The following is a 26,016-nucleotide window of genomic DNA, read 5'->3' on the forward strand; positions in this document are numbered from 1 at the left end:
CCCGTCCGCCCGCTACAGCGCCGCCGCCAGCTCGGTGCCCTGCTTGACGGCGCGTTTGGCGTCCAGCTCGGCGGCCACGTCGGCGCCGCCGATGAGGTGCGCGGCGCGCCCGGCGGCCACCAGTTCCTCGTACAGGCCGCGGCGCGGCTCCTGGCCCGTGCACAGGACGATCGTGTCGACCTCCAGCACGGTGGACTCGTCGCCGACCGTGATGTGCAGTCCGGCGTCGTCGATCCGGTCGTAGCGCACACCCGGGACCATGGTGACGCCGCGGTGCTTCAGCTCGGTGCGGTGGATCCAGCCGGTGGTCCTGCCGAGCCCGGCGCCCACCTTGGACGTCTTGCGCTGGAGCAGGTGGACGGTGCGAGGCGGCGCGGGGCGCTCGGGTGCGGCGAGACCGCCGGGCGCGCGGTAGCCGGTGTCGACGCCCCAGAGGCGGAAGTACGCCCGCGGGTCCTCGTGGGCCCTGTCGCCGCCGTCGGTGAGGTATTCGGCGACGTCGAAGCCGATGCCGCCCGCGCCGAGGATCGCGACGCGGGCGCCGACGGGGGCGCCGTCGCGCAGGACATCGAGGTAGCCGACGACGGACGGGTGGTCGACGCCGGGGATGTCCGGCGTGCGCGGGGTGACGCCGGTGGCCACGACGACCTCCTCGTGACCGGCGAGGTCGTCGACGCCGACCCGGGTGTCGAGACGTACGTCGACACCGTGCGCCGCCAGTTGGGTACGGAAGTAGCGCAGCGTCTCGTCGAACTCCTGCTTGCCGGGGACCTTGCGGGCGACGTTCAGCTGGCCGCCGATCTCGCTTCCGGCGTCGAACAGGGTGACCTCGTGGCCGCGTTCGGCGGCGCTCACCGCGCAGGCCAGCCCGGCCGGTCCGGCGCCGACGACGGCGACGCGCTTGCGCCGGCGGGTGGGGGCCAGGACCAGTTCGGTCTCGTGGCACGCGCGCGGGTTGACCAGGCAGGAGGTGATCTGCCCGCCGAAGGTGTGGTCCAGGCAGGCCTGGTTGCAGCCGATGCAGGTGTTGATGGCCTCCGGGCGGCCGGCCGCGGCCTTGGCGACGAAGTCGGGGTCGGCGAGCATCGGGCGGGCCATCGAGACCATGTCGGCGGTTCCCTCGGCGAGCAACCGCTCGGCCACCTCGGGGGTGTTGATGCGGTTGGTGGTGACGAGCGGGACCGACACCTCGCCCATCAGCCGCTCGGTCACCCAGGTGTAGGCGCCGCGCGGCACGGAGGTGGCGATGGTGGGGATGCGGGCCTCGTGCCAGCCGATGCCGGTGTTGATGATGGTCGCCCCGGCCGCCTCGACGGCCTTGGCGAGGGTGATCACCTCGTCGAGGGTCGAACCGTCGGGGACCAGGTCCAGCATGGAGAGCCGGAAGACGAGGATGAAGTCCTCGCCGACCGCCTCGCGCACCCGGCGGACGATCTCGACGGGGAAGCGTGTGCGGTTCTCGTACGAGCCGCCCCAGCGGTCGGTGCGGTGGTTGGTCCGCGCGGCGATGAACTCGTTGACGAGGTAGCCCTCGGAGCCCATGATCTCGACGCCGTCGTATCCGGCCTCGCGTGCCAGCCGGGCGGTGCGCACGTAGTCGTCGATAGTGCGCTCGATGTCCGCGTCGGTCATCTCGCGCGGCACATGCGGGCTGATCGGGGCCTGGAGCGCGCTCGGCGCGACCAGGCCGGCGTGGTAGGCGTAGCGGCCGAAGTGCAGGATCTGCAGGGCGATGCGGCCGCCCTCGCGGTGCACGGCGTCGGTGACGGTCCGGTGCCGCCCGGCCTCGTCCGAGGTGGTGAGCTTGGCACCGCCCGGGTAGGGCCGGCCCTCGTCGTTGGGGGCGATGCCACCGGTGACGATCAGCCCCACTCCCCCGCGGGCCCGGGCGGCGTAGAAGGCGGCCATGCGCTCGAAGCCGCGTTCGGCCTCTTCCAGGCCGACGTGCATGGAGCCCATCAGCACCCGGTTGGGGAGCGTGGTGAAGCCCAGGTCGAGCGGGCTCAGCAGGTGGGGGTAACGGCTCATCGGGCCCTCCGTGCGCGGTGACGTGCCTCAGTTGTAGAGGACGGCCGCCTCTTTGTGCAACTAGTTGCACAAAGAGGCGGCGCACGCCACATCACATGGCCCGAGGGCCTCGGGTCAGCGGCTCTCCAGCCGCACGTGCAGTTCCCGTTCCTGGTCACCGGACGCCGCGCTCAGATCCTGCACGGTGAACAGGGAGTCCAGGGTGGTGCGGAACCGCTCGATCGCCCAGTAGCCGCCCTGCGCGTCGGCCTCCACGGACGCCCCGAGCCGGGCCGGGCCGCACTCGCCCCGGTGGGCGTCGGCGACGTCGTAGGTACCGAGCCACACGGTCGGGCGCACCTCGTGGTGCTCCCGGGTCGCGTCGCCCGCGTGCCGGTCCGAGGAGAAGCACGCGCACAGGGCGTCGAACACGGTCCGGGCGTCCTCCTTGCTGCACCCGCTCAGCTCCACGGAGACGGACTCCGGATGCAGTCGCTCACCGTCCATCGCGATCGCTCCTCTCATGGCCCCTCCCACCAGGAAAGCACCACCCGCGGCCCGGCGCGAAGGGGCCGGGTCAGCCCCGGGTGAACCGGTACGTCCTGCTGTCGGTCAGCACACAGAAGCCGGGCGACACGACGATCACGCGCAGGGTGCCGGTACGGCGGTCGTAGTCGACGCCCTCCGCCTCGAAGCCGCCGGAGCAGGCGCTGCGCAGGGGCAACTGCCGCAGTGCGGTGACTCGGCCCGTGACGTCGGCCGTGCCGTTCGGCGCCGCCGAGAGGTCGATCCTCAGCAGCGGCTTGGTGATGCCGAAGAGCGTGCCCTCCGGGTCGTCGGAGGAGCACAGCAGCGTGGTCGCGTCCAGGAAGTCGCAGCCCTGGACGTCGCGCACGGCGTGGTCCAGGTGGACGGTGGCCGCCTGTGGGAGGTTCGCCGAGGGCGAGGTGGCGGGGTTGACGCCGGGGGTCGGGAAGACCAGCAGCCGGGTCATGGTGCCCCACTCGCCCGCCAGCATCCACTGGCCGTCCGGCGAGACGGCGGACCACGAGTTGTTCAGCGCCTCGCCGGCGCTCAGCGTGTGCACGTACTCCGACCAGCCCCCGTCCGGCGCCTGCACGCGGAACATCTTCGTGTTCCCGTCGTCGCGCTGGTACGGCTCGACGTAGTGGCCGTCGTAGGAGGCGTCGGGGTCGCCGACGTGGTTCCAGCCCCGGGCGCGGAGGCCGAGCGGAACGGTGCCGATTCCGGTGTAGCGGTTGGGGCTGCCCGCCGGAATCTCGACCGAGGCCAGGCCCTGGCTCTCGGTCAGCGGGTCGGCGCGGTCCGAGCCGGATTCGTTCCAGGTGTCGGCGGCGGGGGCCGCCGCCGTCGCCGGACCCGCCAGACCGATGGCGAGGGTGAGCACGGCGAGTCCGGTCAGGGCGGCGTGACAACGTTGCCGGGCACGCAGGGGCATAGAGGGCTCCTCGGGGGGGTGGCCGGGCGGCACGGGCGGGCGTGGGGCACTGGGCGCACAGTCTGGACCGCCCAGGGAGTCATGTACAGACCAACTCCGGCCGCGCTTCGTGCGGCGGTCCCCGCCCCGCGGGGAGATGCTGGAAGGAAAGGGCGGCGCCTCGGAGAATCGGCCCCGCGCGCGGTGGAACGCGGTAGAGCAAGGGAGTCGGCGTCCAAGGGCGTGCCGCGTCGGACGGTGAAGGCGGGGCGTGGGATGAGTACAGCCGGGTCTGCCGGGTTCGAGGGCGACGCGTCGCCGCGCGGACCGGTGCGGCCCAGTGGGCTGCTCGACCTGCTGAACGTGGCCTCGATCGTGCTGGACACCGACGGCCGGATCGTCCTGTGGAGCCCGCAGGCCGAGGACCTGTTCGGATACTCCGCTCGGGAGGCGCTGGGGCGGTACGCCGCCCGCATCATGGTCCACGAACGCCATTTCGACCTGGTCGTGAAGCTGTTCGGGGAGGTCATGAAGACCGGCCGGGGCTGGGCCGGCGCCTTTCCCGTCCGGCACAAGGACGGCAGCACCCGGCTGGTGGAGTTCCGCAACATGCGTCTGCTGGACGACCGCGGGAACGTCTACGCGCTGGGGCTCGCGGCCGACCAGTCGACGGTGCGCCGGCTGGAGCGGGACGTGGCCCTGTCCACGAGGGTCGTCACGCAGTCCCCGATCGGTCTGGCCGTCCTGGACACCGGGCTGCGGTACGTCTCGGTCAACCCGGCCCTTGAGCGGCTCGACGGCATCCCCGCCGAGGAGCACCTCGGACGGACGATGCGTGAGCTGCTGCCGCAGGTGGACGCCGTTCCGCTGGAGGCGGCGGCGGGCGAGGTGCTGGAGACCGGGCGGCCGGTCGTCGGCCGGCCCGCGACCGGGAGGACTCCCTCCGATCCGGACGAGGACCACGCCTGGTCGGTCTCGCTGTACCGGCTGGAGGACTCCCTGGGCGCCGTGCTGGGTGTGGCCCTCTCGGTCACCGACGTCACCGAGCAGTACCGGGCGAGCGCCGAGGCCGAGGCCGCGCGGCGGCGGCTGGCAGCCGTCGCGGACGCCTCCGCCCGGATCGGCACCACGCTGCGGCTGGACCGTACCGCGTTCGAGCTGGCCGACGTGGCCGTGCCCGACCTGGCCGACATCGCCGCCGTGGATCTCCTGGACGCCGTGGTGGAGGGCCGGCGCAGCACGTTGGGCCCGGCCGAGTCCGCGGTGCTCAGGGCGCTGGCCGTGCGGGCCGACGACGCCCGGGACGCGCTGCGGGCGGCCGACCGGCCCGGCGGGGTCGCCCGCTACGGACCGGACCGTCTGGTCACCGAGTGCGTGCGCACCGGCCGGCCGGTCATGGTGGCGCGGGTGACGCGGGAGGATCTGGCGCGCATCGCCCGCTCACGGGAGGCGGCCGAGCTGCTGCGCCGGGCGGGCGTGCACTCGTACCTGGCCGTACCGCTGATCGCGCGGGGCGAGGTGCTCGGCGCCCTGGACCTGAAACGGGTCACCAACCCGCTGCCGTTCGACGAGGACGACCTGCTGCTGGCCCGCGAGCTGGCCGCACGGGCGGCGCTGCAGATCGACAACGCCCGCTGGTACCAGAACGCCCGCGACACCGCCCTCACCCTCCAGCGCAGCCTGCTGCCGAGCCATCCGCCGGTGACGGGCGGGCTCGAGGTCGCCTCCCGTTACCAGCCGGCCGGGGCCACCAGCGAGGTCGGCGGCGACTGGTTCGACGTGATCGAGCTGGCGGGAGGAAAGACCGCGCTCGTGGTGGGCGACGTGATGGGCAGCGGCATCGCGGCGGCGGCCTCCATGGGACGGTTGCGGACCGCGACGAACACTCTGGCCGCCCTCGAACTGGACCCCGCGCTGCTCCTCGAGCACCTCGACCGGACCACGGCGGGCCTGGACCAGGCCATCGCCACCTGCCTGTACGCCGTCCACGATCCGCACCGGAGGCGGTGCCTGATCGCCAACGCGGGACATCTGCCTCCGGTCCGCCTGCGCACCGGCCAACCGCCCGAACTGCTCGACCTGCCCACCGGGGTGCCGCTCGGGGTGGGCGGCGTCGCCTTCTCGACCACCGCCGTCGGCCTGGAGCCGGGCGACCGGCTGGTCTTCTACACCGACGGTCTGGTCGAGACGCGCCGGCATCCGCTGGACGAGCGGCTCAACGCGCTCCTCGCCCTGCTGGACGGCCCGGACCGCCCCCTGGAGGAGGTCTGCGACCTGCTTCTGCGCACCCTGCACGAACCGGAGAACTCCGACGACGTGGCCCTGCTGATCGCCCGGGCCACGCCGCCGGCGTAGGGGAGCCGAGACGGTCAGTGCCTGACGCCGATCACGACATGGGCGTACCACTCCTCGGAGACGGCGAGACGGGTGGTCAGACCGGCCCGGGCGAAGGCGTCGGCGGCGGCGGGTGCCTGGCGTTCGCTCGTCTCGACCAGCAGGCAGCCGCCCGGCGCGAGCCAGCGGGGCGCCTCGGCCGCGACCCTGCGCAGCACGTCGAGGCCGTCGGTGCCGCCGTCGAGGGCGACCAGCGGTTCGTGGTCGCGGGCCTCGGCGGGCAGCAGGGCGACCTCGCCGGTGGGGACGTACGGCACATTGGCCGCGAGGATGTCCACCCGGCCGCGCAAGGCGTCGGGCAGCGCGCCGAACAGGTCACCGGCGTACACCCGGCCGCCCACGTCGGCGAGGTTGCCGCGGGCGCATCGCACGGCGGCCGGATCGACGTCGACGGCATGCACCTCGGGCCGGTCCAGCGCGGCGGCCAGGGCCGCGCCGACGGCGCCCGACCCGCAGCACAGGTCCACGACGACATCCGCGTGCGGCGCGTGGGCGAGGGCCTCGGACACCAGGAACTCGGTGCGGCGCCGGGGCACGAAGACACCGGGCGCGACGGCGATGCGCAGGCCGCGGAACTCGGCCCAGCCGAGGACGAGTTCGAGGGGCAGACCGGCGACGCGGCGGTCCACCAGCGCGGTGAGTTCGGTGGGGGTGCGGGCGGCGGCCAGGACGAGCGCCGCCTCGTCCTCGGCGAAGACGCAGCCGGCGGCGCGCAGCGCTGCGACGACGGAGTCACACGACGGGAGGGACGCGGAGAAGACGGAAGGGAAGGGCGAGGGGGACACGGGGAAGGAGGGGGGCATGAAAGCCGAGAGCCTTTCGGGAACCGAAGGGCGCTCTCCCGGTCACGCGTTGCCGGTGACCGCACTGCCGTGAGGTGAGAGCACCCGGGCCGACACAGCGGTAATGGGTCTCACCTCCCAGGCGTCCGGCGGCCGGGGCGGTCCGCGGCCGATGGTCACACTACCTCAGTGATTCACCCGCCGGCGGTGTCCTCGGCCTCCCCCTCGGCCCTGTGGGCAGCAGCCGACGGAGTGGTTGGCTTATACAACCTACTCTCCGAGTTGTACTGTACAACCAGCGATGTCGAGGAGGACCTGTGCCGACTGCCGAGATGCCGGACGGGACGACCGCCGCCCCGGCCGGGCACCCGGCGGAGGCGGCCGTCGAGACCATCCAGCGCGAGATGACGGCCTTCGCCCGCCGGGCCCGTGCCTCGGCGGGGCGCATGCATCCGGAGCTGTCGCTGGTGTCGTACACGCTGCTCGGGCATCTGGAGGAGCGGGACGGCCGCCGGGCCACGGATCTGGCCGCCCACTACGCCCTGGACAAGTCCACCGTCAGCCGCCAGGTGTCCGCACTGGAGCGCGCCGGGCTGATCGAGCGGCGTGTCGACCCGGAGGACCACCGCGTCCAGGTCCTGCACCTGACGGAGTCGGGACGGCACATGCTGGACCAGGTCACCGAAAGCCGGAGGGCCGCCTTCCGGGAGCGGCTCGCGGACTGGCCCGAGGAGGACCTGGTCCGCTTCGCGGCGTATCTGGAGCGGTACAACGCGTGGCGGGGTGCGGGGCGGGACGAGGAGCCGGTCCGGACGTCGCTCCCGGACACGTACGGTTGACGGGTACGCACTGATCACGCCGACCGCGGGCAGCACGCCCCGACGGCCCGAAAGGCCCCACCGCATGCACACCACCCGAGGCTTCACCGGCCGTCCGCGCGCCGCCCGGCCGGGGCTGCCGCCCGGCCAGTACGACGCGGGCGAGGACTGGCCCGTGCTGTCCGCCGAGGTCACGCCCGACCTCGCGCCCGCCGACTGGACCTTCCGCGTGGGCGGTCTCGTGGCCGAGCCCCGCACCTGGGACCTGGCCGGGGCCCGCCGGCTGCCGGCGTCCGGGTACGCGGGCGACATCCACTGCGTTACCGGCTGGTCGAAGTTCGGGGTGCGGTTCGGGGGCGTGTCCCTGGACGCCTTCCTTGACGCGGTGGGCCCGCTGCCGTCCGCGACGCACGCCGTCGCCCACGCGCACACCGGCTACGCGGCGAACCTGCCGCTCGCGGATCTGGCCGGCGGACGGGCCTGGATCGTGTGGGAGTACGACGGGCGGCCGCTCGCCCCCGAGCACGGCGGTCCGGCGCGGCTGGTGGTCCCGCACCTGTACTTCTGGAAGAGCGTCAAGTGGATCGCGGGCCTCGAGCTCCTCGACCACGACGAGCCGGGCTTCTGGGAGCGAAACGGCTACCACGCGCGCGGCAACCCCTGGGAGGAGCAGCGGTACTCCGGTGACTGAGGCAGCCACGCACACGGCAGGGGTCTTCACTCCCCCGACGCGGTTCGCCGTGCCCGGGCGCATCGAGGTGGACGGCCGGGCGGCCGGGACGTGGCAGACGGCCACGCTCACGGAGATCCGCCGCGAGACACCCCACGCGTCGACCTTCCGCCTCGCCGTGCCCGGCTGGGCGGGCCACCTGCCCGGCCAGCACCTGATGCTGCGGCTCACCGCCGCGGACGGCTACCGGGCCCAGCGTCACTATTCACTGGCGTCCGCTCCCGACGGGTCCGGGCACATCGAGCTGACCCTCGACCGCGTGCCCGGCGGGGAGGTGTCCGGCTGGTTCCACACGGTGGCGCGGCCCGGCGACGAGATCGAGGTGCGCGGCCCGCTCAGCGGCTTCTTCGCCTGGCCGGGCGACCGGCCCGCCCTGCTGCTCGGCGCGGGCTCCGGGGTCGTCCCGCTGATGTCGATGGTCCGGCACCACCGGGCGCGGGGCCTGACGGTGCCGCTGCGGCTGCTGGTGTCCGCGCGCAGTCCGGGAGAGCTGATCTACGCGCGTGAGTTCGGCGCGGAGACGACGCCCGTGTTCACCCGCGCCGCCCCGGCCGGGACGCCCGTGGGCCGCTTGACGTCCGCGCATCTCGCGCCGCTCCTGGCCGAGCCGCCCGGCGGCGGCTGGGAGGCGTACGTGTGCGGATCCAACTCCTTCGCGGAGCACGCGTCACGGCTGCTGGTCGCGGCCGGGCAGCCGGTCGACCGGATCCGGATCGAACGCTTCGGCTGACCGGGTCCCCGCCCCGCTGCGGGACACGGGCCCGGACCGCCCGGGATTCGGGCCGGATCCCGCCCCGATGGTGAGCGAGGGCCGCCGGACTGGGTACCAGACCAGTGCGGGACTCGCACACGTGGCGCGAGACGGAGGCGCGGCGGCCCCCCCGCAGTCCTACGGCCGTCCGCCCGCCCCTCCGGTCGCGGTGATCGCGAGGAGGTCGACATGCGAACCCGGGTACGCGGCTGGCGCTGGCGGCGCAATCCGCTGCGGCGCCGGTCGGACGTCGTCGAGGCGTGGACCGTGGTGGTCACCGCCCTGCTGCTGTTCGTGGGAGCACCGCTGCTCGGGGCCGCCACCGCCTGGTGGGGTCACGGGCAGGCCCAGGCGGTCGTCGCCCAGCAGCGGGCCGAGCGGCACCGCGTCCGCGCCACGGTGGTCGACAAGACCTCGGAGGCCCTGCCGACGGGGGAACTCGGCGGACAGGGCTCGTACCGCGCGAGCGTCCGCTGGAGCGCGCCGGACGGTACGAAGGAGAGCACCACGGCGCGGGTCCCGGCCAACACCCGGGACGGTGACAGGGTCGACGTGTGGCTGGACTCGCACGGCCGGAGCGTGCCGCCGCCGGCGGACGGTGCCGAGGTCTGGCAGCACAGCGCCACCATCGGCTCGTTCACCGCCATCGGAACGGCGCTCACCGTGCTCCTCGCGCACCACGCCGTACGCCGGGTGGCCCTGCGGCACCGCATGGCGGAGTGGGACCGCGACTGGGCGCTGACCGAACCGCAGTGGACCCACCGCCGGGCCTGACGGGACGCCCTGCGGCGCGGTGCCCGGGAAGGGGCCGGACCTGGCGGGTCTTCCGGCCGCTCACGTACGGTGTGATCGGCCGCACGGTCCGGCACGTCTCCTCGCAAAGGCGGTTCTCGATGGCCCTGTTCGACCTTCCGCTCGACGAGCTCCACGCGTACCGCAGCGCGTCGGCCGAGCCCGATGACTTCGACGCGTTCTGGAGCAAGACGCTCGGGGAAGCCCGCGAGCACGAGCTGGACGCCCGCTTCCAACCGGTCGACACGGGCCTGTCCACGGTGCGGGTGTACGACGTGACGTTCGCCGGGTTCGGCGGTCACCCGGTGAAGGGCTGGCTGACCCTGCCCGCCGCGGCCGAGGAGCCGTTGCCGCTGGTCGTGGAGTTCGTCGGGTACGGCGGGGGGCGCGGGCTGCCGCACGAGCACCTGCTGTGGGCGTCCACGGGCCGGGCGCACTTCGTGATGGACACCCGGGGCCAGGGCAGCGCCTGGGGCGGCGGTGGCGGGACCCCGGACCCGGTCGGCGGCACGCCCGCGTACCCGGGCTTCCTGACCCGCGGCCTGGACGCCCCCGAGAACTACTACTACCGCCGGGTCTTCACCGACGCCGTGCGCGCCGTCGAGGCGGCCCGCTCGCACCCGCTGACCGACCCGGCCCGCACGGTCGCGCTGGGCGCGAGCCAGGGCGGCGGCATCACGATCGCGGTGGGCGGTCTGCTGCCGGACCTCGTCGCCGTCGCGCCGGACGTGCCGTTCCTGTGCGACTTCCCGCGCGCGACCACGCTCACCGACCGCCACCCGTACCGCGAGGTCGGCCTGTACCTGAAGACGCACCGCGGCCGGACCGAGGACGCGCTGCGCACACTGTCCTACTTCGACGGCGTGCACTTCGCGGCGCGCGGCCGGACGCCGGCCCTGTTCTCGGCCGCCCTGGAGGACCAGACCTGCCCGCCGTCGACCGTCTTCGCGGCGTTCAACGCGTGGGCGCACGCAGACAAGGCGATCGAGGTGTACGACTTCAACGACCACGAGGGCGGCGGGCCGTTCCAGGAGGCCGCCAAGCTGCGCTGGCTGCGCTCGTACCTCTGACGCCCGTGGGTGGTGTTTCGGCCGAACCGGCGGACCGGCCTTCCCTGCTGGTTTAGACCAATGGTAGTTCTGGTGGCGCATCGAGCCCGCGCGGCTACCGTACGTCATCAACAGGAGGCGCGGCATGGCCCGCACCACCCCGCACGACCAGTCCCCGGCCGAGGCCCAGCCCCTGTACCGGCGGGTGGCGACCCAACTGCTCGCCGAGCTGCACGACGGGACCGTCCCGCCGGGCGAGCGACTGCCGGGCGAACGCCGGCTGGCCGAGCACTTCGGGGTCAGCCGGGAGACCGTGCGGCAGGCACTGGACGTGCTGCGCCGGGACGGTCTGCTCACCACCGACCGGCGGGGCAGCCACGTCGCCCTGCCGGGACCGCCGGCCGGGAGTCCGGCGCCCCTCGTCTTCCCGGTCGGCGCCCGGGCGGCGGACGTCCGCACCGGCGACCGTGCCACCGTCGCCTGGACGGCGCCGCCGCCCGAGCACGCCGCGGCTCTGGGCCTGACACCGGGCCGGCCGACCCTGGTGCACCGCTACACGTCGGCGTCGGCGGGGGGAGACGGCAGGCGAACGGCGGTGACATCGTTTTCCGCCGTCGCGCTCGCCGAGGTCGAGGAGCTGGCCCGCTATCGCGACCGCGCCGACGGTGTCGCCTCCGCGCAGCTGCGGCGGGCCTACGACTGGATGCGCAGGGCGGGCCTGACGCTGCATCACCGGGACACCATCACCCTTCAGCCCGACACCGCGTCGGTCCGGGTCGTGCGGCGGGTGCACGACCAGTACGCGCGCCCGCTGGAGATCACGGATCTCCTGGTGGACACCCGCCAGGACGCCCTGGTCTACGAGTTCACCCTGCCGGCGGCCGGATGACCTGCCCTATCCGAGCCGCCGGGCCACGACCAGCCGGACCCGCGGGCTGCCGTCGGGGCGGCGCCCGAACCCCGGCAGTGCGTGCAGGTCCGCCCGCAGGCCGGCACGCGACAGCTCGCGGCCCACGTCGCCGAGCCGGAACGTCCGGTAGTACATGACGAACGGCGGCCGCCACAGGGTGTTGCGCGCCCGCATCGCCGCGTCGAAGCCGAGCAGGGTCCAGTACGCCCGGGAGCCGGGCCGGGGCGGGGCGACGACGGGGAAGGCGAAGCGGCCGCCCGGACGCAGCACGGAGCGCACCTGCCCGAACAGGCCCGGCAGTTCGCGGGGCCTGAAGTGCCCGAACGCCCCGAAGCTCACCACGAGGTCGAACGCGGGGCCGAACGGCAGACGGCGGGCGTCCGCACGCACCCAGGAGCCCGCCGGGCCACGCGGCGTGGTGCGCCCCCGTGCGACGTCCAGCATGCCCGCGCTGAAGTCCACCCCGGTCACGCTCCCCCGGCACACCCGGGCCAGTGCGTCCACGCCCGCGCCGGTGCCGCAGCACAGGTCAAGTCCCGCGGCGAACGGCCCCATCGGCGCCAGCGCGCGGGCCACCGCGTCGAGCACCCGGTCCGGCGTCCGGTACGGAGTGTGGTCGAACTTCGGGGCGAGCAGGTCGTAGCCGTGCTCGACCGACGACAGCGCCTGGAGGGCGAGTTCGCGCAGGGTGGGGCCTTCGGGGCCGAACATCCGGTCAGCCCCGGGCCTGCCCGGCGGGCCCGCCGGGCCCGGCGGGAGCGCGGCGCTCGCTCAGCACGGTGAGTACGCGCTCGCACCAGCGGGCGTTCTCCCGCTCGAACGTGATCCCGGCGGCCAACGTGAGGTAGGGGCCGACACGTTCGGCGTCGCGGAGATGTTCCTCCTCGGTGCGGCCGTCCAGGAGGCGTTCGCGTACGCGCTCGTAACGGGCGAGCTTTCCCAGGGCCCAGGCCCTGCGCTCCTCGACCAGCGCACGGACGGCCTCCGGGTCGACGCCGTCCATGGCCTGCATCTTGATCAGGAACTCGTCGCGGACGGCGGTGGGACGCCGGGTCGGCTCGGCGGCGAACGCGCCCAGCCGCTCCCGGCCGGCCCCGGTGAGCGAGAACAGGCGCTTGGTGGGCCTGCGTTCCTGCGGCACCGTCCGTGCCTCGATCAGCCCGTCGCCCGCGAGGCGCTCCAGCTCCCGGTAGAGCTGCTGCGGCGTGGCGGGCCAGAAGTTGGCGAGCGACACGTCGAAGACCTTCGACAGCTCGTAGCCCGAGGCCTCGCCCTCCAGCAGGGCGGCCAGGACGGCGTACTTGAGAGACATGTCGACACGCTAGCAAGTACGGGCCACGGCGACTACTCTACTCCACACCTATTCAAATAGTTCAGTATGAAGGAGTGGCGATGCGGGCATTCCGTACGGCGATCGAGGCACACGACCTGGACGCCGTCGAAGCACTGCTGTCCGACGACGTGGTCTTCACCAGCCCTGTCGTCTTCAAGCCCTACCGGGGCAAGGCGGTCACGGTGGCGATCCTGCGCGCGGTCGAACGCGTCTTCGAGGATTTCCGCTACGAGCGCGTCATCGGCGAGGCGGACGGCCGCGACCACGCACTGGTCTTCACGGCGCGGGTGGGCGACCGCGAGCTCGGCGGCTGCGACTTCCTCCACCTGGACGCATCCGGCCGCATCGACGAACTGACGGTGATGGTGCGCCCGCTGTCGGGTGCGCAGGCCCTTCGGGCGGCCATGGCCGCGCAGTTCGAGCGGACGACCGGTGAGGCGCAGGGGGCCCAGGCACGTCCGGGCGGCTGAGCCCGGCCCGGACCCCGCGGAAGACGGAACAGGCGGCGCACCGGCCGCGTTGCCACCCGAGGGACGTGGACCGCCCCGCCCACCGCCACGGCCCGTGGTAGGATTCAGTCAGCACCTGTGTACGCCCTCGACAGGGCGCCGGTGCCAGTTTCCCTTCGGTTCGCGGACCCGCCCGTCCTGGTGCGACCGGCGCATCCGCTTCTCGGCGCAACCTCGTGAGCAGGGCTTCGTCCCCGCTGTGTCCGAGGTGCTGTTCCCGCCGTCCGGAGGCGTGTCGTCCGACCCCTCGCACGGCTTCCCCTCTTCCTTCCGCATGTCCCATGCCCGTGTCCTCGAAAGGACCGACCACCATGACCACCACACTCGAACACCCCCCTGTGCAGAAGGCCCCGGCCGAGATCGCGAGCGGTGTCCTCGACCTCGACACGGGCGGGAAGGGGCACCTGCGGGGCAAGAGCCTGCGGCCCGAGCCCTCCGACCCCGCCCTCTCCCCCGCGCTGATCCGCCGGCACGGCCTGCGCAAGGGCGACCTCGTCGAAGGTGTGCGGGGTGACCGGCACACTCTGACCGACGTCGTCCGCGTCAACGGCCGTACGCCCGACCGGCAGGGCGGCCGACGGAACTTCGCCGACCTGACCCCGCTGCACCCGCACGAGCGGCTGCGGCTCGAACATCCGGCGGCCGCCCTCACCGGGCGCGTCGCCGATCTGCTCGCCCCGGTCGGCAAGGGCCAGCGCGGCCTGATCGTCGCCCCGCCCAAGACCGGCAAGACCGTCCTCATCCAGCAGATCGCCGCCGCGGTGGCCGGCAACCACCCCGAGTCCCGGCTGATGGTGGTACTGCTCGACGAACGCCCCGAGGAGGTCACCGACATGCGGCGCTCGGTGCGGGGCGAGGTGTACGCCTCGACCTTCGACCAGAGCGCCAAGCAGCACGTCGCGCTCGCCGACCTGGTGATCGAGCGGGCCAAGCGGCTCGTCGAGGCCGGTGAGGACGTCGTCATCCTCCTCGACTCCCTCACCCGGCTGTGCAGGGCGCACAACAACGCCGCCTCGTCCGGCGGCCGCACCCTCAGCGGCGGTGTCGACGCCGGGGCGCTGCTGGGCCCCAAGCGGTTCTTCGGCGCCGCCCGCAAGGCGGAGGAGGGCGGCTCTCTCACCATCCTCGCCACCGCCCTGGTGGAGACCGGCTCGCGTGCCGACGACTTCTACTTCGAGGAACTCAAGGGCACCGGCAACATGGAGCTGCGGCTGAGCCGGGAGCTGGCCTCGCGCCGGGTCTTCCCCGCCGTGGATCCGACCGGCTCGGGCACTCGGCGCGAGGAACTCCTGCTGTCCGCCGCCGAGGTGACCGCCGTGCGCGGGCTGCGTCGGGCGCTGTTGTCCCGGGACGGGCAGTCCGGCCTGGAGACACTGCTGGAGCGGCTGCGCCGGACGCCGGACAACGCCACGTTCCTGCGGCAGGTGCAGCCGACGCTGCCCACCGGCTGACGCCCTCCAACGGCCCCGTCCACGGACACCGCCGACGCTCACCTCCCGGCGGCCTCCGCTACGGCATCCGGGTGCTTGCGGGCGTGACCCGGCCCGGTCAGCGTGGCGGCTCGGAGGGCCGTTCCTACGTTTGCGGTATGACTATCGGATTCCCATTCCGGGCGGCTCGATCCACCTGCGTGCTCTGCGTCGCAGGGCTGCTGACGCTGATGCCCGCCGCGGCCGCCCGTGCGGGGCGACCGGACCCCGGCCCGCCCGGCGGTCCACGGGCGGCGGTGCAACCGTCGCTGCTGCACCGCTCCGGCATCCAGGTCCGGCCACTGCCCGGGGCGCCCGGGGTTCCCGAGGTCTCCGCCCTGTCCTGGGTCGTGGCCGACGCCGGCACCGGCGACGTGCTGGCGGCGGACGACGCGCACCGCAGGCTGCCGCCGGCCAGCACCCTCAAGACCCTGTTCGCCCTCACGGTGCTGCCGGTCCTGCCGGGCGGCATCCGTCACGAGGTCGGCACGGAGGATTTGTCCGGCATCGGTCCCGGCAGCAGTCTGGTCGGTGTCGTCGAGGGGCAGACGTACCGTGTCTCCGACCTGTGGAACGGCGTTTTCCTCAACTCCGGGAACGACGCCGTGCACGTCCTCGCCTCGCTCACCGGCGGCTGGGGCGCCACGGCCGCCCGGATGCAGGCCGAGGCGCGCGCACTCGGCGCCCGCGACACCCACGTACGCTCACCCGACGGGTACGACGCGCCGGGCCAGGTCTCGTCGGCGTACGACCTGGCGGTCTTCGGCCGGGCGGGGTTGCGGCGTGCGGACTTCGCGCGGTACTGCGCCAAGGTCGACGCGATGTTCCCGGGCCGTGACGGAAGCTCGTACGGGATCATGAACACCAACCGGCTGCTCACCGGAGCCGACGGCGTGGAGCCGTACCCGGGGCTTATCGGTGTCAAGAACGGCTACACCAGCAACGCGGGCAACACGCTCATCGCCGCGGCGCGCCGCGGCGGACGCACCCTGGTCGTGACGGTGATGAACCCGCAAAAGGGCGGCGGCCACGCCGTGTACGAGGAGGCCCGTTCGCTGCTCGACTGGGGGTTCGAGGCCGCCGGGCGGGTCGACCCGGTGGGCTCGCTGGCCCCCGGGGACGTCCGGCTCGGGAAGGGTCCGCAGGCCGTACTCGCGGCGCCGGCCGCGGCGAAGCCCGCCGAGGACGAACCGGGCTGGCCCGAGACCGGCGCGATCCTGGGCGTCGCGGGGCTGGGCGCGGGCGTCGTGGCCCTCGCTCTGCGGCTCAGGCTCGTGCGGGACGACGGGAGTTGACGCCATCGCCCGGCCCGTTCAGAAGACCGACAGTCCCGTGAGCGTCGTGAAGCGGTCCAGGGCCGCCACCCCGGCCACCGAGTTGCCCCGCTCGTCCAGGCCGGGGCCCCACACGCACAGCGTGCAGCGGCCCGGCACGACCGCGATGATGCCGCCGCCGACCCCGCTCTTGCCCGGCAGGCCCACCCGGTGGGCGAAGTCGCCGGCCGCGTCGTACGTCCCGCAGGTGAGCATCACCGCGTTGATCTGTTTGGCCCTGCTGCGGCCGAGCAGCCGGGTGCCGTCGGCGCGGATGCCGTGCCGGGCCAGGAAACCGGTCGCCAGGGCGAGGTCGGCGCAGGACGCGGCGACGGAACACTGACGGACGTACTGCTCCAGCAGCACCGGTACGGAATTGTCGATGTTGCCGTACGAGGCCATGAAGTGCGCCAGTGCGGCGTTCCGGTCGCCGTGTGCGGCCTCGGAGGTGGCGACCTCCTCGTCGTAGGTCAGATCCGGGTTGCCGCTCTCGGCGCGCAGGAAGGCGAGCAGTTCGCCGGCCGCGTCGCCGGTGCGGGTGTGCAGCCGGTCGGTGACGACGAGGGCGCCCGCGTTGACGAACGGATTGCGCGGGATGCCGTTCTCGTACTCCAGCTGCACCAGGGAGTTGAACGGGTTGCCGGACGGCTCTCGGCCCACGTGCTCCCACAGGGCGTCGCCCTCCCTGGCCAGGTCGAGGGCGAGGGTGAAGACCTTGGTGATGGACTGCGCGGAGAACGGCTCCCGCCAGTCCCCCACCCCGTACACCGTGCCGTCCGGCTCGGCGACGGCCATGCCGAAGCGGCGCGGGTCACAGGCGGCGAGCGCCGGGATGTAGTCGGCGGGCCGGCCCCTGCCCGGGGTCCGCTCGATCTCCTCGGCGATGCGCTCCAGGACCGGCCGGAAGGTCGTCGGTGTGCTCATGATCGCCATTCTCCCCCGGGCCGGCCCGGGCGCGGGACGGCCGGCAGGGGTGGGCCCCCGGGCCGTGGTGGTGCTGGCCGCACCCCCAGGCCGGGGGCAGACATCATTCCGGGGCCGGGAAGCCGTTCACATACTGAGGTACATGGCAGATCCAACGGTGCTCATCGAGAGCTCGCCCACGCGCGGACAGGACAAGCGACGCGACAAGGGAAGCGACTTCTCCGAACTCTCCCGGCGCATAGCCGACGCGGGGCTGCTCCGGCGCCGCCCGCTCTACTACACGGTGCGTTTCGGCGCCGTCGCCCTCGCGCTCGCGGGCGGTGTCGCCGCGTTCGTCACCCTGGGGGACAGCTGGGGTCAGCCGGCCGTCGCGGCCGCGCTCGCCGTCGTCTTCGGCCAGCTCGCGCTGGCGTCCCACGACCTCGCCCACCGGCAGGTCTTCTCCCGTCGGCGCCCCAGCGAGACGGGCGGCCTGCTGGTGGCCAACCTGCTGCTGGGCATGAGCTACGGCTGGTGGATGAACAAGCACACCCGCCATCACGCGAACCCGAACCACGAGGAGAAGGACCCGGACGTCTCCCCCGACATCCTGGTGTGGTCACGGCGCCAGGCGAGCCGGGCGACCGGGCTTCCGCGCTTCGTCGGGAAACACCAGGCGGCCCTGTTCTTCCCGCTGCTGACGCTGGAGGGCCTGAACCTGAGCTTCAACAGCTTCAAGGCGCTCGGCAGCCGGTCCGTGAAGCGGCCGGTCCTGGAGGGCACGCTGCTCGTCGCCCACTTCGCCCTGTACTTCGGCGGCCTGTTCACGGTCCTCTCCCCCGGCAAGGCGCTCGCCTTCATCGCCGTGCACCAGGGCCTGTTCGGCGTCTACCTGGGTTCGGTCTTCGCGCCCAATCACAAGGGCATGCCGATGATCGAGGGGGGCACGCGGCTGGACTTCCTGCGCCGCCAGGTCCTGACCTCCCGCAACGTGCGGGGCGGCGTGCTCGTCGACGCGTTCATGGGCGGGCTGAACTACCAGATCGAGCACCACCTCTTCCCCAGCATGCCGACCCCCGCCCTCGGCCGGGCCCAGGCCCTCACCGAGGCGTACTGCGCCGAGCTCGGCGTCCCGTACCACCAGACGGGACTGCTGGCCTCCCACCGCGAGGCACTGCGGCACATGAGGAGCGTCGGGGAGCCGCTGCGCGACGCCCGCTGAGGTGCGTGCGCGGGCGCCGCCCCGGCGTGCGGCGGCGGTCAGCTCCGCAGCACACCGGAGCCGAGCAGCCCGAACAGCAGGACGCCGACCGCGATCCGGTAGATCACGAAGGCGTTGAAGGTGTGCCTGGCGACGAACCTCAGCAGCCAGGCGATGGAGGCGTAGGCCACCACGAAGGAGACGAGGGTGCCGACCGCCAGCGGGACGGCGCCCGCGCCCGTGCCCAGGGCGTCCTTCAGCTCGTAGAGGCCGGCGCCGGTCAGGGCGGGGATGCCGAGGAAGAAGGACAGCCGCGTGGCGGCGACCCGGTCGAGGTCGAGCATCAGGGCGGTGGACATGGTGGCGCCGGAGCGGGAGAAGCCCGGGAAGAGCAGAGCGAGGATCTGGGACCCGCCGACCAGCATCGCGTCCTTCAAGGACGTGTCGTCCTCGCCCCGCTTGTGCCGGCCGGTGCGGTCCGCCCACCACATCACCCCGCTGCCGACGATCAGCGAGCCGGCCACCACCCACAGCGAGGCGAGGGGGCCCTTGATCAGGGGCTTGGCGGCCAGTCCGACGAGCACGATCGGGATGGTGGCGAGGACGACCCACCAGGCGAATTTGTAGTCGTGGTGGTACCGCTCCTCCCGGTCGCGCAGCCCGCGCCCCCAGGCGGAGACGATCCGCGCGATGTCCCTGGAGAAGTAGACGAGCACGGCGGCGATCGCGCCGACCTGGATGACCGCCGAGAAGCCGATGACGGCGTCGTCGTCGACGGGGATGCCCATCAGCCCCTCGACGATTCTGAGATGCCCGGTGGAGGAGACGGGGAGGAATTCGGTCACCCCCTCGACGGCTCCGAGGACGACGGCCTGACCGATGCTGATGGCGCTCATGGGAACCAGTTCCTACTACACGCGGGTGAGCGCCCGGGTCATGCCCAGAGCGCGTCGGCCAGCGTCACCCCCGCGAACGCCGCCGCGAGGCCGGCCGCCACGCTCCCCACCACGTTCACGGCGGCCTGGAGGCGGGCTCCCGTCCCGGTCAGCCGGAGCGTCTCGTAGGAGAAGGTCGAGTACGTCGTGAGGGCACCGCACAGCCCGGTCCCCAGCAGCAGCCGCAGCTCGGAACCGGCCGCTCCGGCCAGGGCGGCACCGGTCAGCAGGCCGAGGACCAGGCTGCCGATCACATTCACCGTGAGGGTGCCCCAGGGGAAGACGGAGTCGTGCCGGGACTGCACCGCGCGGTCGGTGAGATAGCGCAGCGGAGCACCGGCCATGCCGCCCGCGACGACCAGAAGCCAGTTCACAACGATCTCTTACCCTTCGGGTCCGTTTCGTCCGGTGCGGCGGCCACGTCGCCCCGGCCGACGTATCGGATGACCTCGCAGCCGTCGAGGATGACCAGGCCCTCGGTGACGAGTTCGTCGAGGAGCGGCAGGAAGTCCCGTACGCGATCCTCGGTGTCGACGATGACGACGGCCACCGGCAGGTCCTCGCTCAGGGAGAGCAGTCTGGTGGTGTGGATCAGGGAGGAGGCGCCGAAGCCCTCGATGCCGCGGAAGACACTGGCGCCCGCGAGGCCCGCCGCGTGGGCGCGGTGGACGATCTCCGAGTACAGGGGGCGGTGGTGCCAGGTGTCGTTCTCGCCGACGAAGACGGTCACGCGCAGGGCGCTGCCGGTCAGCCTGGTCATGGCTGCCTCCTCTTCAGGACGCGGCGGGCCGCCCATGCGGCGAGCCATACCGCCGTGAGTGCCGCGAGCGGGGTCGCGGCGAGGTAGGCCAGGCCGGTGCGGACCTGGCCGTCGGCGAACAGGTACCGGCTGTCGACCGCGTAGGTGGAGAAGGTGGTGAAGCCGCCGAGCACACCGGTGCCGAAGAAGGGCCGGGTCAGGCGGTGGGCGGCCCACACCTCGGTGATGACCACCATGAACACGCCGATCACGGCGCAGCCGACCACGTTGACCCCGAAGGTCGTCCAGGGAAATCCGCCGGTCTGCGTCGGCCACCACAAGGAGGCGGCGTAGCGCGCGGCGGCGCCGATGCCTCCGCCGAGGGCGACGACCGCGACGACCGGCGCCTGGGCGCGCCACCGCTTCCGTGACGGGGCGACCGGCCGGACATCGCCGAAACTCCCGGTCTTCGGGGCTGTCATGGTCGCATGTCTCCTACTCGCCGGGCAGGGGGAAGCCCCCGTGCGCAAGTAGGGACCGTTGGCGGCGCCTGAGCCGCGGTTCGGGTACGGCGGGCCCCACCGCCGCGCCGCGCCCGTGCGGGTCGCGGCTGATGCCCAGCCTAACGCCGTGGCGGTGGCCGGGTCACTCCGGGACGGTGCCACACGCGTCGTCGGCGGGGGCACTCGTCCGCGTCTGCAGGCCCGTTTCGAACATGCTCGGCACCTCGGCGATCCGCACCTCGTCGCGGCGGCAGTGGGTGCGCCGGCGGACGCGCCCGGTGCGGAGCCGGCCGAGGCCGGCGAGGTGGGCGAGGTGGGCGAGGTGGGTCTCGGCCACGCGGCGGGCCACGCCGAGCTTCGCGGCGACGGCGTCCGCGTGGACGCCGTGCTCGACGACGTCGGCACGAGGCCGCGGCGGGAAGTGCGCCGCCGGGTCCTTCAGCCATTCCAGGATGTCGAGGCGCGTGCCGCGTACGGGGGTCCGCGGCATCTCGTCCTCGTCCGTGCGGGCCCGCCGCTTCCGTGTCCCTCCACCTTCGCGCGACCGGGCTCCCGTTGCCCGGCAATCGTGACATTTATGCATTCAGCCAATATTCAACCACCATCGCACCCGGTGCTACCGTTCGGTCATGGCAGCCACAAGGCCCGGCGCGCGGCTCGAGGAACGGTGGCGGGGCGTCCTCGCGCTGCACGCGCGCACGACGTGCGAGATCGACCGGGCGCTGCATCCGTACGGTCTGGGAGCGAGCGACTTCGAGGTGCTCGACATCCTCGCGACCGAGACGACCGAGACGACCGCGAGTACCGCGGCACCCGGAACGACCGGCGCGGCCCAGGACGAGGAGCGCACCCGGTGCCGCGTGCACGATCTGGTCGGCCGGGTCCACCTGAGTCAGAGCGCGCTGTCCCGGCTCCTCGCCCGGCTGGAGCGGGACGGGCTGGTGGAGCGCTCGATGTGCGCGGAGGACCGGCGCGGTGTCCGGGTCGCGCTGACCCGCAGGGGCCGCGATCTGCACACCGAGGTACTGCCGCTGCAGCGGGCCGTACTGGCCCGCGTGCTCGGCGACGACGTCGGGGGCGCCCCGGCCTAGGGACGGGCCAGCAGCGTGCGCACGCCGTCCGACGTGAGGGTGAGGCGGTGCTCCGAGCCGGCGTCGATGGACAGCGAGAGGTCCTCGGCCGGCCACTGGGCGGCGAGGGCGCCCAGCGGCACCATGCGGTAGCGGGAGACGTACGGCAGCAGGTCGGCCATCTCCACCTCCGACGTGAACACGGGCACCACCTGGCGGCCGCCCTGCTGTTCCAGCACCGGCAGCGCCAGCATCCCGGGGTCGGCGCTCTCCTGGCCGTTCGCGTCGTCGGGCACCGGCACGAGGACGTCGCTGCTCGCGAGCGTGTCGAGCGCCGTGGTGTCCTCGGTGTTCTCGGCGAGCGTGTCCAGCGCCCGCTGGGCGGGCGTGACGGGGTGGTCGTTCGCGGGTGTCTCCATGGCAGATTCCCTGATAGCGGGGACGGTGGGGCGCCGCGCGAGTGATCGGCACGGACGCGGTTCAGCCTCGCGTACCCGGTCGCACCCGGCGCAATCCTCTTCGGCGGGCGTGGCCCGCGGGCCCCCTTCGGCCGTCGCCGGACCTCCACCAGTGCGCCAGTGCTCCCAGGGCCGTGCGCGCGCCCGCCTGTCGTCCGCGGCGGGCATCGCGTCGGGGGATGCCCGCGGAGGACGGCGGCCTACGCGCCACCGGGTCCGGTACTCATCTGATCAAGGAGGGGCCCACTTGATCGATCATCGATGTGGTGGGGTTAGCATATGAGCGCCGCCTAGCTCGAAAGATAGAGACGTGACTGTCAACGACGACTCGTTCACCAACTGGAAACACCGCGAAGAGATCGCGGAATCGATGATCCCGATGATCGGGAAGCTGCACCGGGAGCAGGACGTGACGATCCTGCTGCACAGCCGTTCCCTGGTGAACAAGTCGGTGGTCAGCATCCTCAAGACCCACCGTTTCGCCCGCCAGATCGCCGGCGCGGAGCTGTCGGTCACCGAGACGATGCCCTTCCTGCGGGCCCTCACCACGCTCGACCTCGGCCCGTCACAGATCGACATCGGCATGCTCGCCGCGACCCACAGGGCCGACGACCGCGGACTGACGGTGGAGGAGTTCACCGCGGAGGCCGTCGCCGGGGCCACGGGCGCCAACAAGAACGACCGGCGCGAGGGACGCGACGTCGTCCTGTACGGCTTCGGCCGCATCGGCCGGCTCGTCGCGCGCCTGCTCATCGAGAAGGCCGGTTCGGGCAACGGCCTCAGGCTGCGCGCCATCGTCGTCCGGGGCGGCGGCGACCAGGATCTCGTCAAGCGGGCCTCGCTGCTGCGCCGCGACTCCGTGCACGGCCAGTTCCAGGGCACGATCACCGTCGACGAGGACAACGGCACGATCCTCGCCAACGGCAACGCGATCAAGGTGATCCATGCCGACGACCCGGCGCAGGTCGACTACACGGCGTACGGCATCAAGAACGCCATCCTCATCGACAACACCGGCAAGTGGCGTGACCGCGACGGCCTGTCCAAGCACCTGCGTCCGGGCATCGACAAGGTCGTGCTGACCGCTCCCGGCAAGGGCGATGTCCCGAACATCGTCCATGGCGTCAACCACGACACCATCAAGCCGGACGAGCAGATCCTGTCCTGCGCGTCCTGCACGACCAACGCGATCGTCCCGCCGCTCAAGGCGATGGCGGACGAGTACGGCGTGCTGCGCGGCCACGTGGAGACGGTCCACTCCTTCACCAACGACCAGAACCTGCTGGACAATTACCATAAGTCGGACCGTCGCGGCCGCAGCGCGCCGCTGAACATGGTCATCACGGAGACCGGTGCCGCCTCAGCCGTCGCCAAGGCCCTGCCCGACCTCGGGGCGCGGATCACGGGCAGCTCGGTCCGGGTGCCCGTGCCGGACGTGTCGATCGCGATCCTCAACCTCCAGCTGGCCCGGGAGGCGACCCGCGAAGAGGTCCTGGACCACCTGCGCGAGGTCTCCCTGACCTCACCGCTCAAGCGCCAGATCGACTTCATCAGCGCGCCCGACGCCGTCTCCAGCGACTTCATCGGCTCGCGCCACGCTTCGATCGTGGACGCCGGCGCGCTGAAGGTCGAGGGCGACAACGCGATCCTCTACCTCTGGTACGACAACGAGTTCGGCTACTCCTGCCAGGTCGTCCGCGTCGTCCAGCACGTCTCCGGGGTGGAGTACCCGACGTACCCGGCGCCGGCGGTCTGACGAGATCGCGCACCTCGGCCGCGCAGGTGCAGCCGGAGCTGTCTCAGGGCTCCTGAGGATGGTCCTGACCTGCACTGATAGGCATGATCGACGTGCACAGCGAGGGCCGCTACCCGCAAGTCAGGCGGCGGCCCTCAGTGATCGTGCACGGGCCTGGGGGTTCTCAGGGGGTTTCCGCGGGAGTGCGCGCGCCCACCTCGCGAGGCTCGATCCGAAGCCGTCCGAGCGTCTGATACGGCCTGACCGTCTCGGGGAACTCACCGTTCAGGTTCAGCGCCTGGGCCACGGCGAGCCCTTCGCGTTGACAATACTCTTCCACCCACGCGAGGCCGGCCGCCAGCGCAGCGTCTCCGTCACCGGGGTCCGTCCGAATCTCCCCGTACAGAGGGGCATCGGCGGATGCCTGTACGCCCACGGCCCAGGCCCCGCCGTAACGAGCCCCCGCCAAGAGGAACTCGGACGGCTCCCCTACGCCGTCGGTCGGCAGCGACAGAGTGCTGGTCTCGGTGTAGCCGAGGGGCACCGACGCGCGTAGGTCCACGGCTGCCGGGGGTTTGGGCGCGCCGTTGTCCAGCCACGCGTCCATGGCGGTCCGGCCCCGCATCCCGTTGTCTGGCAGGAAGTGAGCGTACGTCTCCAACGTGATGGTCACGGAGGCGTGCCCCATCCAGTGCGACACTGACACCGGATCCTCCCCGGCACCGAGCTGCACGCTGGCGTAGGTGTGTCGCCACCGGTGGTGCATCATCTCCCGGCTGGGCTCCCAGCCCCAGGCCTCGTCTTCTCGCCGCGGCTTGATGAGGCCGGCTGCCGCGAGGGCAGGTTTCATCGTCTTTTCATTGAACGAGCCGGGACGGACCCGGTTCCGCCACTGCGTTGTAACGAGCAGGCTGACGGTGGCGCTCGCCCGCCCGGAGTTTCCCGACCCCTGCCACGGCAGCGTCACCGTGACGGAGGGGAACTCGTCCGCGTACTCGTTGATGCGTTTGAGGAGGCCCGGTGACAGCGGGACCTGACGCTCCTTCCGGTTCTTCGGCAGCTTGAAGTACGCGGTCTTGCCGTCCTTGCTCCATTGCAACTGACGACGGATGCGCATGACCATCAGGCTTTCGTCAATGTCGTCAAGGCTGAAGGCGAACGCCTCTCCCTGCCGCAGCCCTGCATGCATGCCCAGGTCGGCAACCAGCTGGTAGCGGCGGGGCGTCGCCTCCCGAATGGCGTGGGCCTCGCGACTGGTCCAGGCGCGTGCTTTCGTTTTCCCCGCTCGCGGCCGGACGCCGGTGGCGGCAGCGCGGCAGGGGTTCTGCTTGATGCGTTTACCCTCTGCGCTCTTGAAAATCGTGGAGAGGTGCGTCCACAGCACCTCCATCGTGGTGTCGGCCAGGCGCCTGGCCTTCAGTTCCTTCTTCCATGCGATGAGGTGGTCGTCGGCGACCACGTTCATGGGAGTGCGGCCCAGCGAGGTGTGCACGATGTTATTGCGGATCTTCCCTTCCATCGACTCGGCCGTGGACTGGTCATAGTCGCAGTTCGGCCACCACACGTCGGTGATGTAGTCGCGGAGCAGAATCTCCCCCGCACGCTCGTCGAAGAAGTCGCCCTTCTTGATGGCCGCCAGCGTGTCCGACAGCCAAACCTTGGCCTCGTCCGCCGTGTCGAAGGACCGCTTGCGGACGCCGGGGATGCCGGCTACTCGGTAGCGCTTGCACTTCCCCCAAAGCTTGGTCCGTTCCCGCTTGCCGGTCCTCGGGTTCGGCCGTTTTTTCAGCCAGCGATCCTCGATCCACCCGGACGTTGCCACAGCCAGCCCTCCCCCCTGAGGTCGTTAAGGCGGACCTCCAACAGCCGTTCCGTCACCATCAGCTCGCTCGCGGCGGTGCAGATGTCGCTGGCCCACTCGGCGACTTCGGCGAGGCCCGAGGTGGGTATCAGCTTGCGGGCTGCAGCGAGGTCCGCTCTTCGTTCTGGGCGGGTTGACCGGATTCGATTGCGGCAATTGATGTCTTCGGCCCAGACGTGCTCCAACTCATGTGCTAGGACGCATCCTCCCTGCACGGCGCTAAGAGGTTGTCTCACGTGGTGAGTTTCGCGAGCTTCTTGTAGCAGGTGAGGGCTGCGGCCAGGCCGAGGAAGGCGAGGAAGTGACTGCCCTTGCG

The 26,016-nt window shown here is 72.4% G+C and carries 27 protein-coding genes; 13 read left to right on the forward strand and 14 right to left on the reverse strand.

Annotation, left to right across the window (positions count from 1 at the left end; translation table 11 throughout):
- Nucleotides 1–12: 12 nt before the first annotated feature.
- From ACGFYH_RS33245 to ACGFYH_RS33255, 3 genes are all read right to left on the reverse strand, one after another.
- Nucleotides 13–2,028: an FAD-dependent oxidoreductase gene (locus ACGFYH_RS33245; RefSeq protein WP_393806889.1), complete on the reverse strand. Its 2,016-nt coding sequence runs from the start codon at nucleotides 2,026–2,028 to the stop codon at nucleotides 13–15.
- Between the two features lie 114 nt (nucleotides 2,029–2,142).
- Nucleotides 2,143–2,514, reverse strand: a complete 372-nt coding sequence (locus ACGFYH_RS33250) for a hypothetical protein (protein WP_393806914.1) — start codon at nucleotides 2,512–2,514, stop codon at nucleotides 2,143–2,145.
- A 70-nt stretch (nucleotides 2,515–2,584) separates the two neighbouring features.
- Nucleotides 2,585–3,466, reverse strand: a complete 882-nt coding sequence (locus ACGFYH_RS33255) for a hypothetical protein (RefSeq protein WP_393806890.1) — start codon at nucleotides 3,464–3,466, stop codon at nucleotides 2,585–2,587.
- 255 nt (nucleotides 3,467–3,721) lie between these two features.
- Here ACGFYH_RS33255 and ACGFYH_RS33260 point away from each other — a divergent pair, with 255 nt between their 5' ends.
- Entirely contained in the window at nucleotides 3,722–5,800 is a 2,079-nt protein-coding gene (locus ACGFYH_RS33260; protein ID WP_393806891.1) for a SpoIIE family protein phosphatase, read from the forward strand.
- Between the two features lie 14 nt (nucleotides 5,801–5,814).
- On the opposite strand, the gene ACGFYH_RS33265 is transcribed toward ACGFYH_RS33260, so the two are convergent.
- Nucleotides 5,815–6,642 (reverse strand): putative protein N(5)-glutamine methyltransferase, encoded by an 828-nt coding sequence (locus tag ACGFYH_RS33265; RefSeq protein ID WP_393806892.1) that lies wholly within the window; start codon nucleotides 6,640–6,642, stop codon nucleotides 5,815–5,817.
- A 311-nt stretch (nucleotides 6,643–6,953) separates the two neighbouring features.
- Here ACGFYH_RS33265 and ACGFYH_RS33270 point away from each other — a divergent pair, with 311 nt between their 5' ends.
- The 6 genes from ACGFYH_RS33270 (at nucleotide 6,954) to ACGFYH_RS33295 (ending at nucleotide 11,650) form a co-directional block, all read left to right on the forward strand.
- The gene (locus ACGFYH_RS33270; RefSeq protein WP_393806915.1) at nucleotides 6,954–7,460 is read left to right on the forward strand and encodes a MarR family winged helix-turn-helix transcriptional regulator; all 507 of its coding nucleotides are present in this window, start codon (nucleotides 6,954–6,956) and stop codon (nucleotides 7,458–7,460) included.
- Nucleotides 7,461–7,524: 64 nt separating this feature from the next.
- A complete protein-coding gene (locus ACGFYH_RS33275) occupies nucleotides 7,525–8,130 on the forward strand; it encodes a sulfite oxidase-like oxidoreductase (protein WP_393806893.1) in 606 nt (201 codons plus the stop codon).
- Nucleotides 8,123–8,899, forward strand: a complete 777-nt coding sequence (locus ACGFYH_RS33280; RefSeq protein ID WP_393806894.1) for a ferredoxin reductase — start codon at nucleotides 8,123–8,125, stop codon at nucleotides 8,897–8,899. Before ACGFYH_RS33275 ends, ACGFYH_RS33280 begins: the two co-directional genes overlap by 8 nt.
- A 210-nt stretch (nucleotides 8,900–9,109) precedes the next feature.
- Nucleotides 9,110–9,694 (forward strand): hypothetical protein, encoded by a 585-nt coding sequence (locus ACGFYH_RS33285; protein WP_393806895.1) that lies wholly within the window; start codon nucleotides 9,110–9,112, stop codon nucleotides 9,692–9,694.
- 119 nt (nucleotides 9,695–9,813) lie between these two features.
- The gene (locus ACGFYH_RS33290) at nucleotides 9,814–10,782 is read left to right on the forward strand and encodes an acetylxylan esterase (protein WP_393806896.1); all 969 of its coding nucleotides are present in this window, start codon (nucleotides 9,814–9,816) and stop codon (nucleotides 10,780–10,782) included.
- Nucleotides 10,783–10,906: 124 nt separating this feature from the next.
- A complete protein-coding gene (locus ACGFYH_RS33295; protein ID WP_393806897.1) occupies nucleotides 10,907–11,650 on the forward strand; it encodes a GntR family transcriptional regulator in 744 nt (247 codons plus the stop codon).
- Between the two features lie 6 nt (nucleotides 11,651–11,656).
- Here the strand turns inward: ACGFYH_RS33295 and ACGFYH_RS33300 are convergent, their stop codons facing one another.
- Both ACGFYH_RS33300 and ACGFYH_RS33305 read right to left on the reverse strand, forming a co-directional pair.
- Nucleotides 11,657–12,382: a class I SAM-dependent methyltransferase gene (locus ACGFYH_RS33300; protein ID WP_393806898.1), complete on the reverse strand. Its 726-nt coding sequence runs from the start codon at nucleotides 12,380–12,382 to the stop codon at nucleotides 11,657–11,659.
- Between the two features lie 4 nt (nucleotides 12,383–12,386).
- Nucleotides 12,387–12,983: a PadR family transcriptional regulator gene (locus tag ACGFYH_RS33305; protein ID WP_393806899.1), complete on the reverse strand. Its 597-nt coding sequence runs from the start codon at nucleotides 12,981–12,983 to the stop codon at nucleotides 12,387–12,389.
- A gap of 80 nt (nucleotides 12,984–13,063) precedes the next feature.
- Here ACGFYH_RS33305 and ACGFYH_RS33310 point away from each other — a divergent pair, with 80 nt between their 5' ends.
- The 3 genes from ACGFYH_RS33310 (at nucleotide 13,064) to ACGFYH_RS33320 (ending at nucleotide 16,277) form a co-directional block, all read left to right on the forward strand.
- Nucleotides 13,064–13,474, forward strand: coding sequence for a nuclear transport factor 2 family protein (locus ACGFYH_RS33310; RefSeq protein ID WP_393806900.1), 411 nt, complete (start codon nucleotides 13,064–13,066; stop codon nucleotides 13,472–13,474).
- A gap of 350 nt (nucleotides 13,475–13,824) precedes the next feature.
- Complete coding sequence (gene rho, locus ACGFYH_RS33315) at nucleotides 13,825–14,964, forward strand: transcription termination factor Rho (RefSeq protein ID WP_393806901.1); 1,140 nt, start codon at nucleotides 13,825–13,827, stop codon at nucleotides 14,962–14,964.
- 137 nt (nucleotides 14,965–15,101) lie between these two features.
- Nucleotides 15,102–16,277, forward strand: coding sequence for a D-alanyl-D-alanine carboxypeptidase family protein (locus ACGFYH_RS33320; RefSeq protein ID WP_393806902.1), 1,176 nt, complete (start codon nucleotides 15,102–15,104; stop codon nucleotides 16,275–16,277).
- Nucleotides 16,278–16,295: 18 nt separating this feature from the next.
- Here ACGFYH_RS33320 and ACGFYH_RS33325 read toward each other — a convergent pair whose 3' ends face one another.
- Nucleotides 16,296–17,228 carry a glutaminase gene (locus ACGFYH_RS33325; RefSeq protein WP_393806903.1) on the reverse strand — a complete coding sequence of 311 codons (933 nt, stop codon included), beginning with the start codon at nucleotides 17,226–17,228 and terminating at the stop codon, nucleotides 16,296–16,298.
- 133 nt (nucleotides 17,229–17,361) lie between these two features.
- Between ACGFYH_RS33325 and ACGFYH_RS33330 the strand changes: the two genes are divergently transcribed.
- On the forward strand, nucleotides 17,362–18,420 hold the full coding sequence (locus ACGFYH_RS33330) for a fatty acid desaturase family protein (protein WP_393806904.1): 1,059 nt from the start codon (nucleotides 17,362–17,364) through the stop codon (nucleotides 18,418–18,420).
- A 38-nt stretch (nucleotides 18,421–18,458) separates the two neighbouring features.
- Here ACGFYH_RS33330 and ACGFYH_RS33335 read toward each other — a convergent pair whose 3' ends face one another.
- From ACGFYH_RS33335 to ACGFYH_RS33355, 5 genes are all read right to left on the reverse strand, one after another.
- Entirely contained in the window at nucleotides 18,459–19,295 is an 837-nt protein-coding gene (locus ACGFYH_RS33335; RefSeq protein ID WP_393806905.1) for an undecaprenyl-diphosphate phosphatase, read from the reverse strand.
- A gap of 38 nt (nucleotides 19,296–19,333) precedes the next feature.
- On the reverse strand, nucleotides 19,334–19,708 hold the full coding sequence (crcB, locus tag ACGFYH_RS33340; protein WP_393806906.1) for a fluoride efflux transporter CrcB: 375 nt from the start codon (nucleotides 19,706–19,708) through the stop codon (nucleotides 19,334–19,336).
- Nucleotides 19,705–20,094 carry a DUF190 domain-containing protein gene (locus ACGFYH_RS33345; RefSeq protein WP_393806907.1) on the reverse strand — a complete coding sequence of 130 codons (390 nt, stop codon included), beginning with the start codon at nucleotides 20,092–20,094 and terminating at the stop codon, nucleotides 19,705–19,707. Before ACGFYH_RS33345 ends, crcB (ACGFYH_RS33340) begins: the two co-directional genes overlap by 4 nt.
- Nucleotides 20,091–20,555: a fluoride efflux transporter CrcB gene (gene crcB / locus ACGFYH_RS33350; protein WP_393806908.1), complete on the reverse strand. Its 465-nt coding sequence runs from the start codon at nucleotides 20,553–20,555 to the stop codon at nucleotides 20,091–20,093. Before crcB (ACGFYH_RS33350) ends, ACGFYH_RS33345 begins: the two co-directional genes overlap by 4 nt.
- Nucleotides 20,556–20,718: 163 nt before the next feature.
- Nucleotides 20,719–21,066 (reverse strand): ArsR family transcriptional regulator, encoded by a 348-nt coding sequence (locus tag ACGFYH_RS33355; RefSeq protein ID WP_393806909.1) that lies wholly within the window; start codon nucleotides 21,064–21,066, stop codon nucleotides 20,719–20,721.
- Between the two features lie 139 nt (nucleotides 21,067–21,205).
- Between ACGFYH_RS33355 and ACGFYH_RS33360 the strand changes: the two genes are divergently transcribed.
- On the forward strand, nucleotides 21,206–21,667 hold the full coding sequence (locus tag ACGFYH_RS33360) for a MarR family winged helix-turn-helix transcriptional regulator (RefSeq protein ID WP_393806910.1): 462 nt from the start codon (nucleotides 21,206–21,208) through the stop codon (nucleotides 21,665–21,667).
- On the opposite strand, the gene ACGFYH_RS33365 is transcribed toward ACGFYH_RS33360, so the two are convergent.
- Nucleotides 21,664–22,065, reverse strand: a complete 402-nt coding sequence (locus ACGFYH_RS33365) for an SseB family protein (protein ID WP_393806911.1) — start codon at nucleotides 22,063–22,065, stop codon at nucleotides 21,664–21,666. The genes ACGFYH_RS33360 and ACGFYH_RS33365 overlap by 4 nt on opposite strands.
- 349 nt (nucleotides 22,066–22,414) lie before the next feature.
- Between ACGFYH_RS33365 and ACGFYH_RS33370 the strand changes: the two genes are divergently transcribed.
- Nucleotides 22,415–23,860, forward strand: coding sequence for a glyceraldehyde-3-phosphate dehydrogenase (locus tag ACGFYH_RS33370; RefSeq protein ID WP_393806912.1), 1,446 nt, complete (start codon nucleotides 22,415–22,417; stop codon nucleotides 23,858–23,860).
- A 163-nt stretch (nucleotides 23,861–24,023) separates the two neighbouring features.
- On the opposite strand, the gene ACGFYH_RS33375 is transcribed toward ACGFYH_RS33370, so the two are convergent.
- Nucleotides 24,024–25,661 carry a tyrosine-type recombinase/integrase gene (locus ACGFYH_RS33375; protein ID WP_393806913.1) on the reverse strand — a complete coding sequence of 546 codons (1,638 nt, stop codon included), beginning with the start codon at nucleotides 25,659–25,661 and terminating at the stop codon, nucleotides 24,024–24,026.
- Nucleotides 25,662–26,016: the final 355 nt, after the last annotated feature.

Source organism: Streptomyces sp. NPDC048392, from assembly GCF_043200575.1.
Taxonomy (GTDB): Bacteria; Actinomycetota; Actinomycetes; order Streptomycetales; family Streptomycetaceae; genus Streptomyces.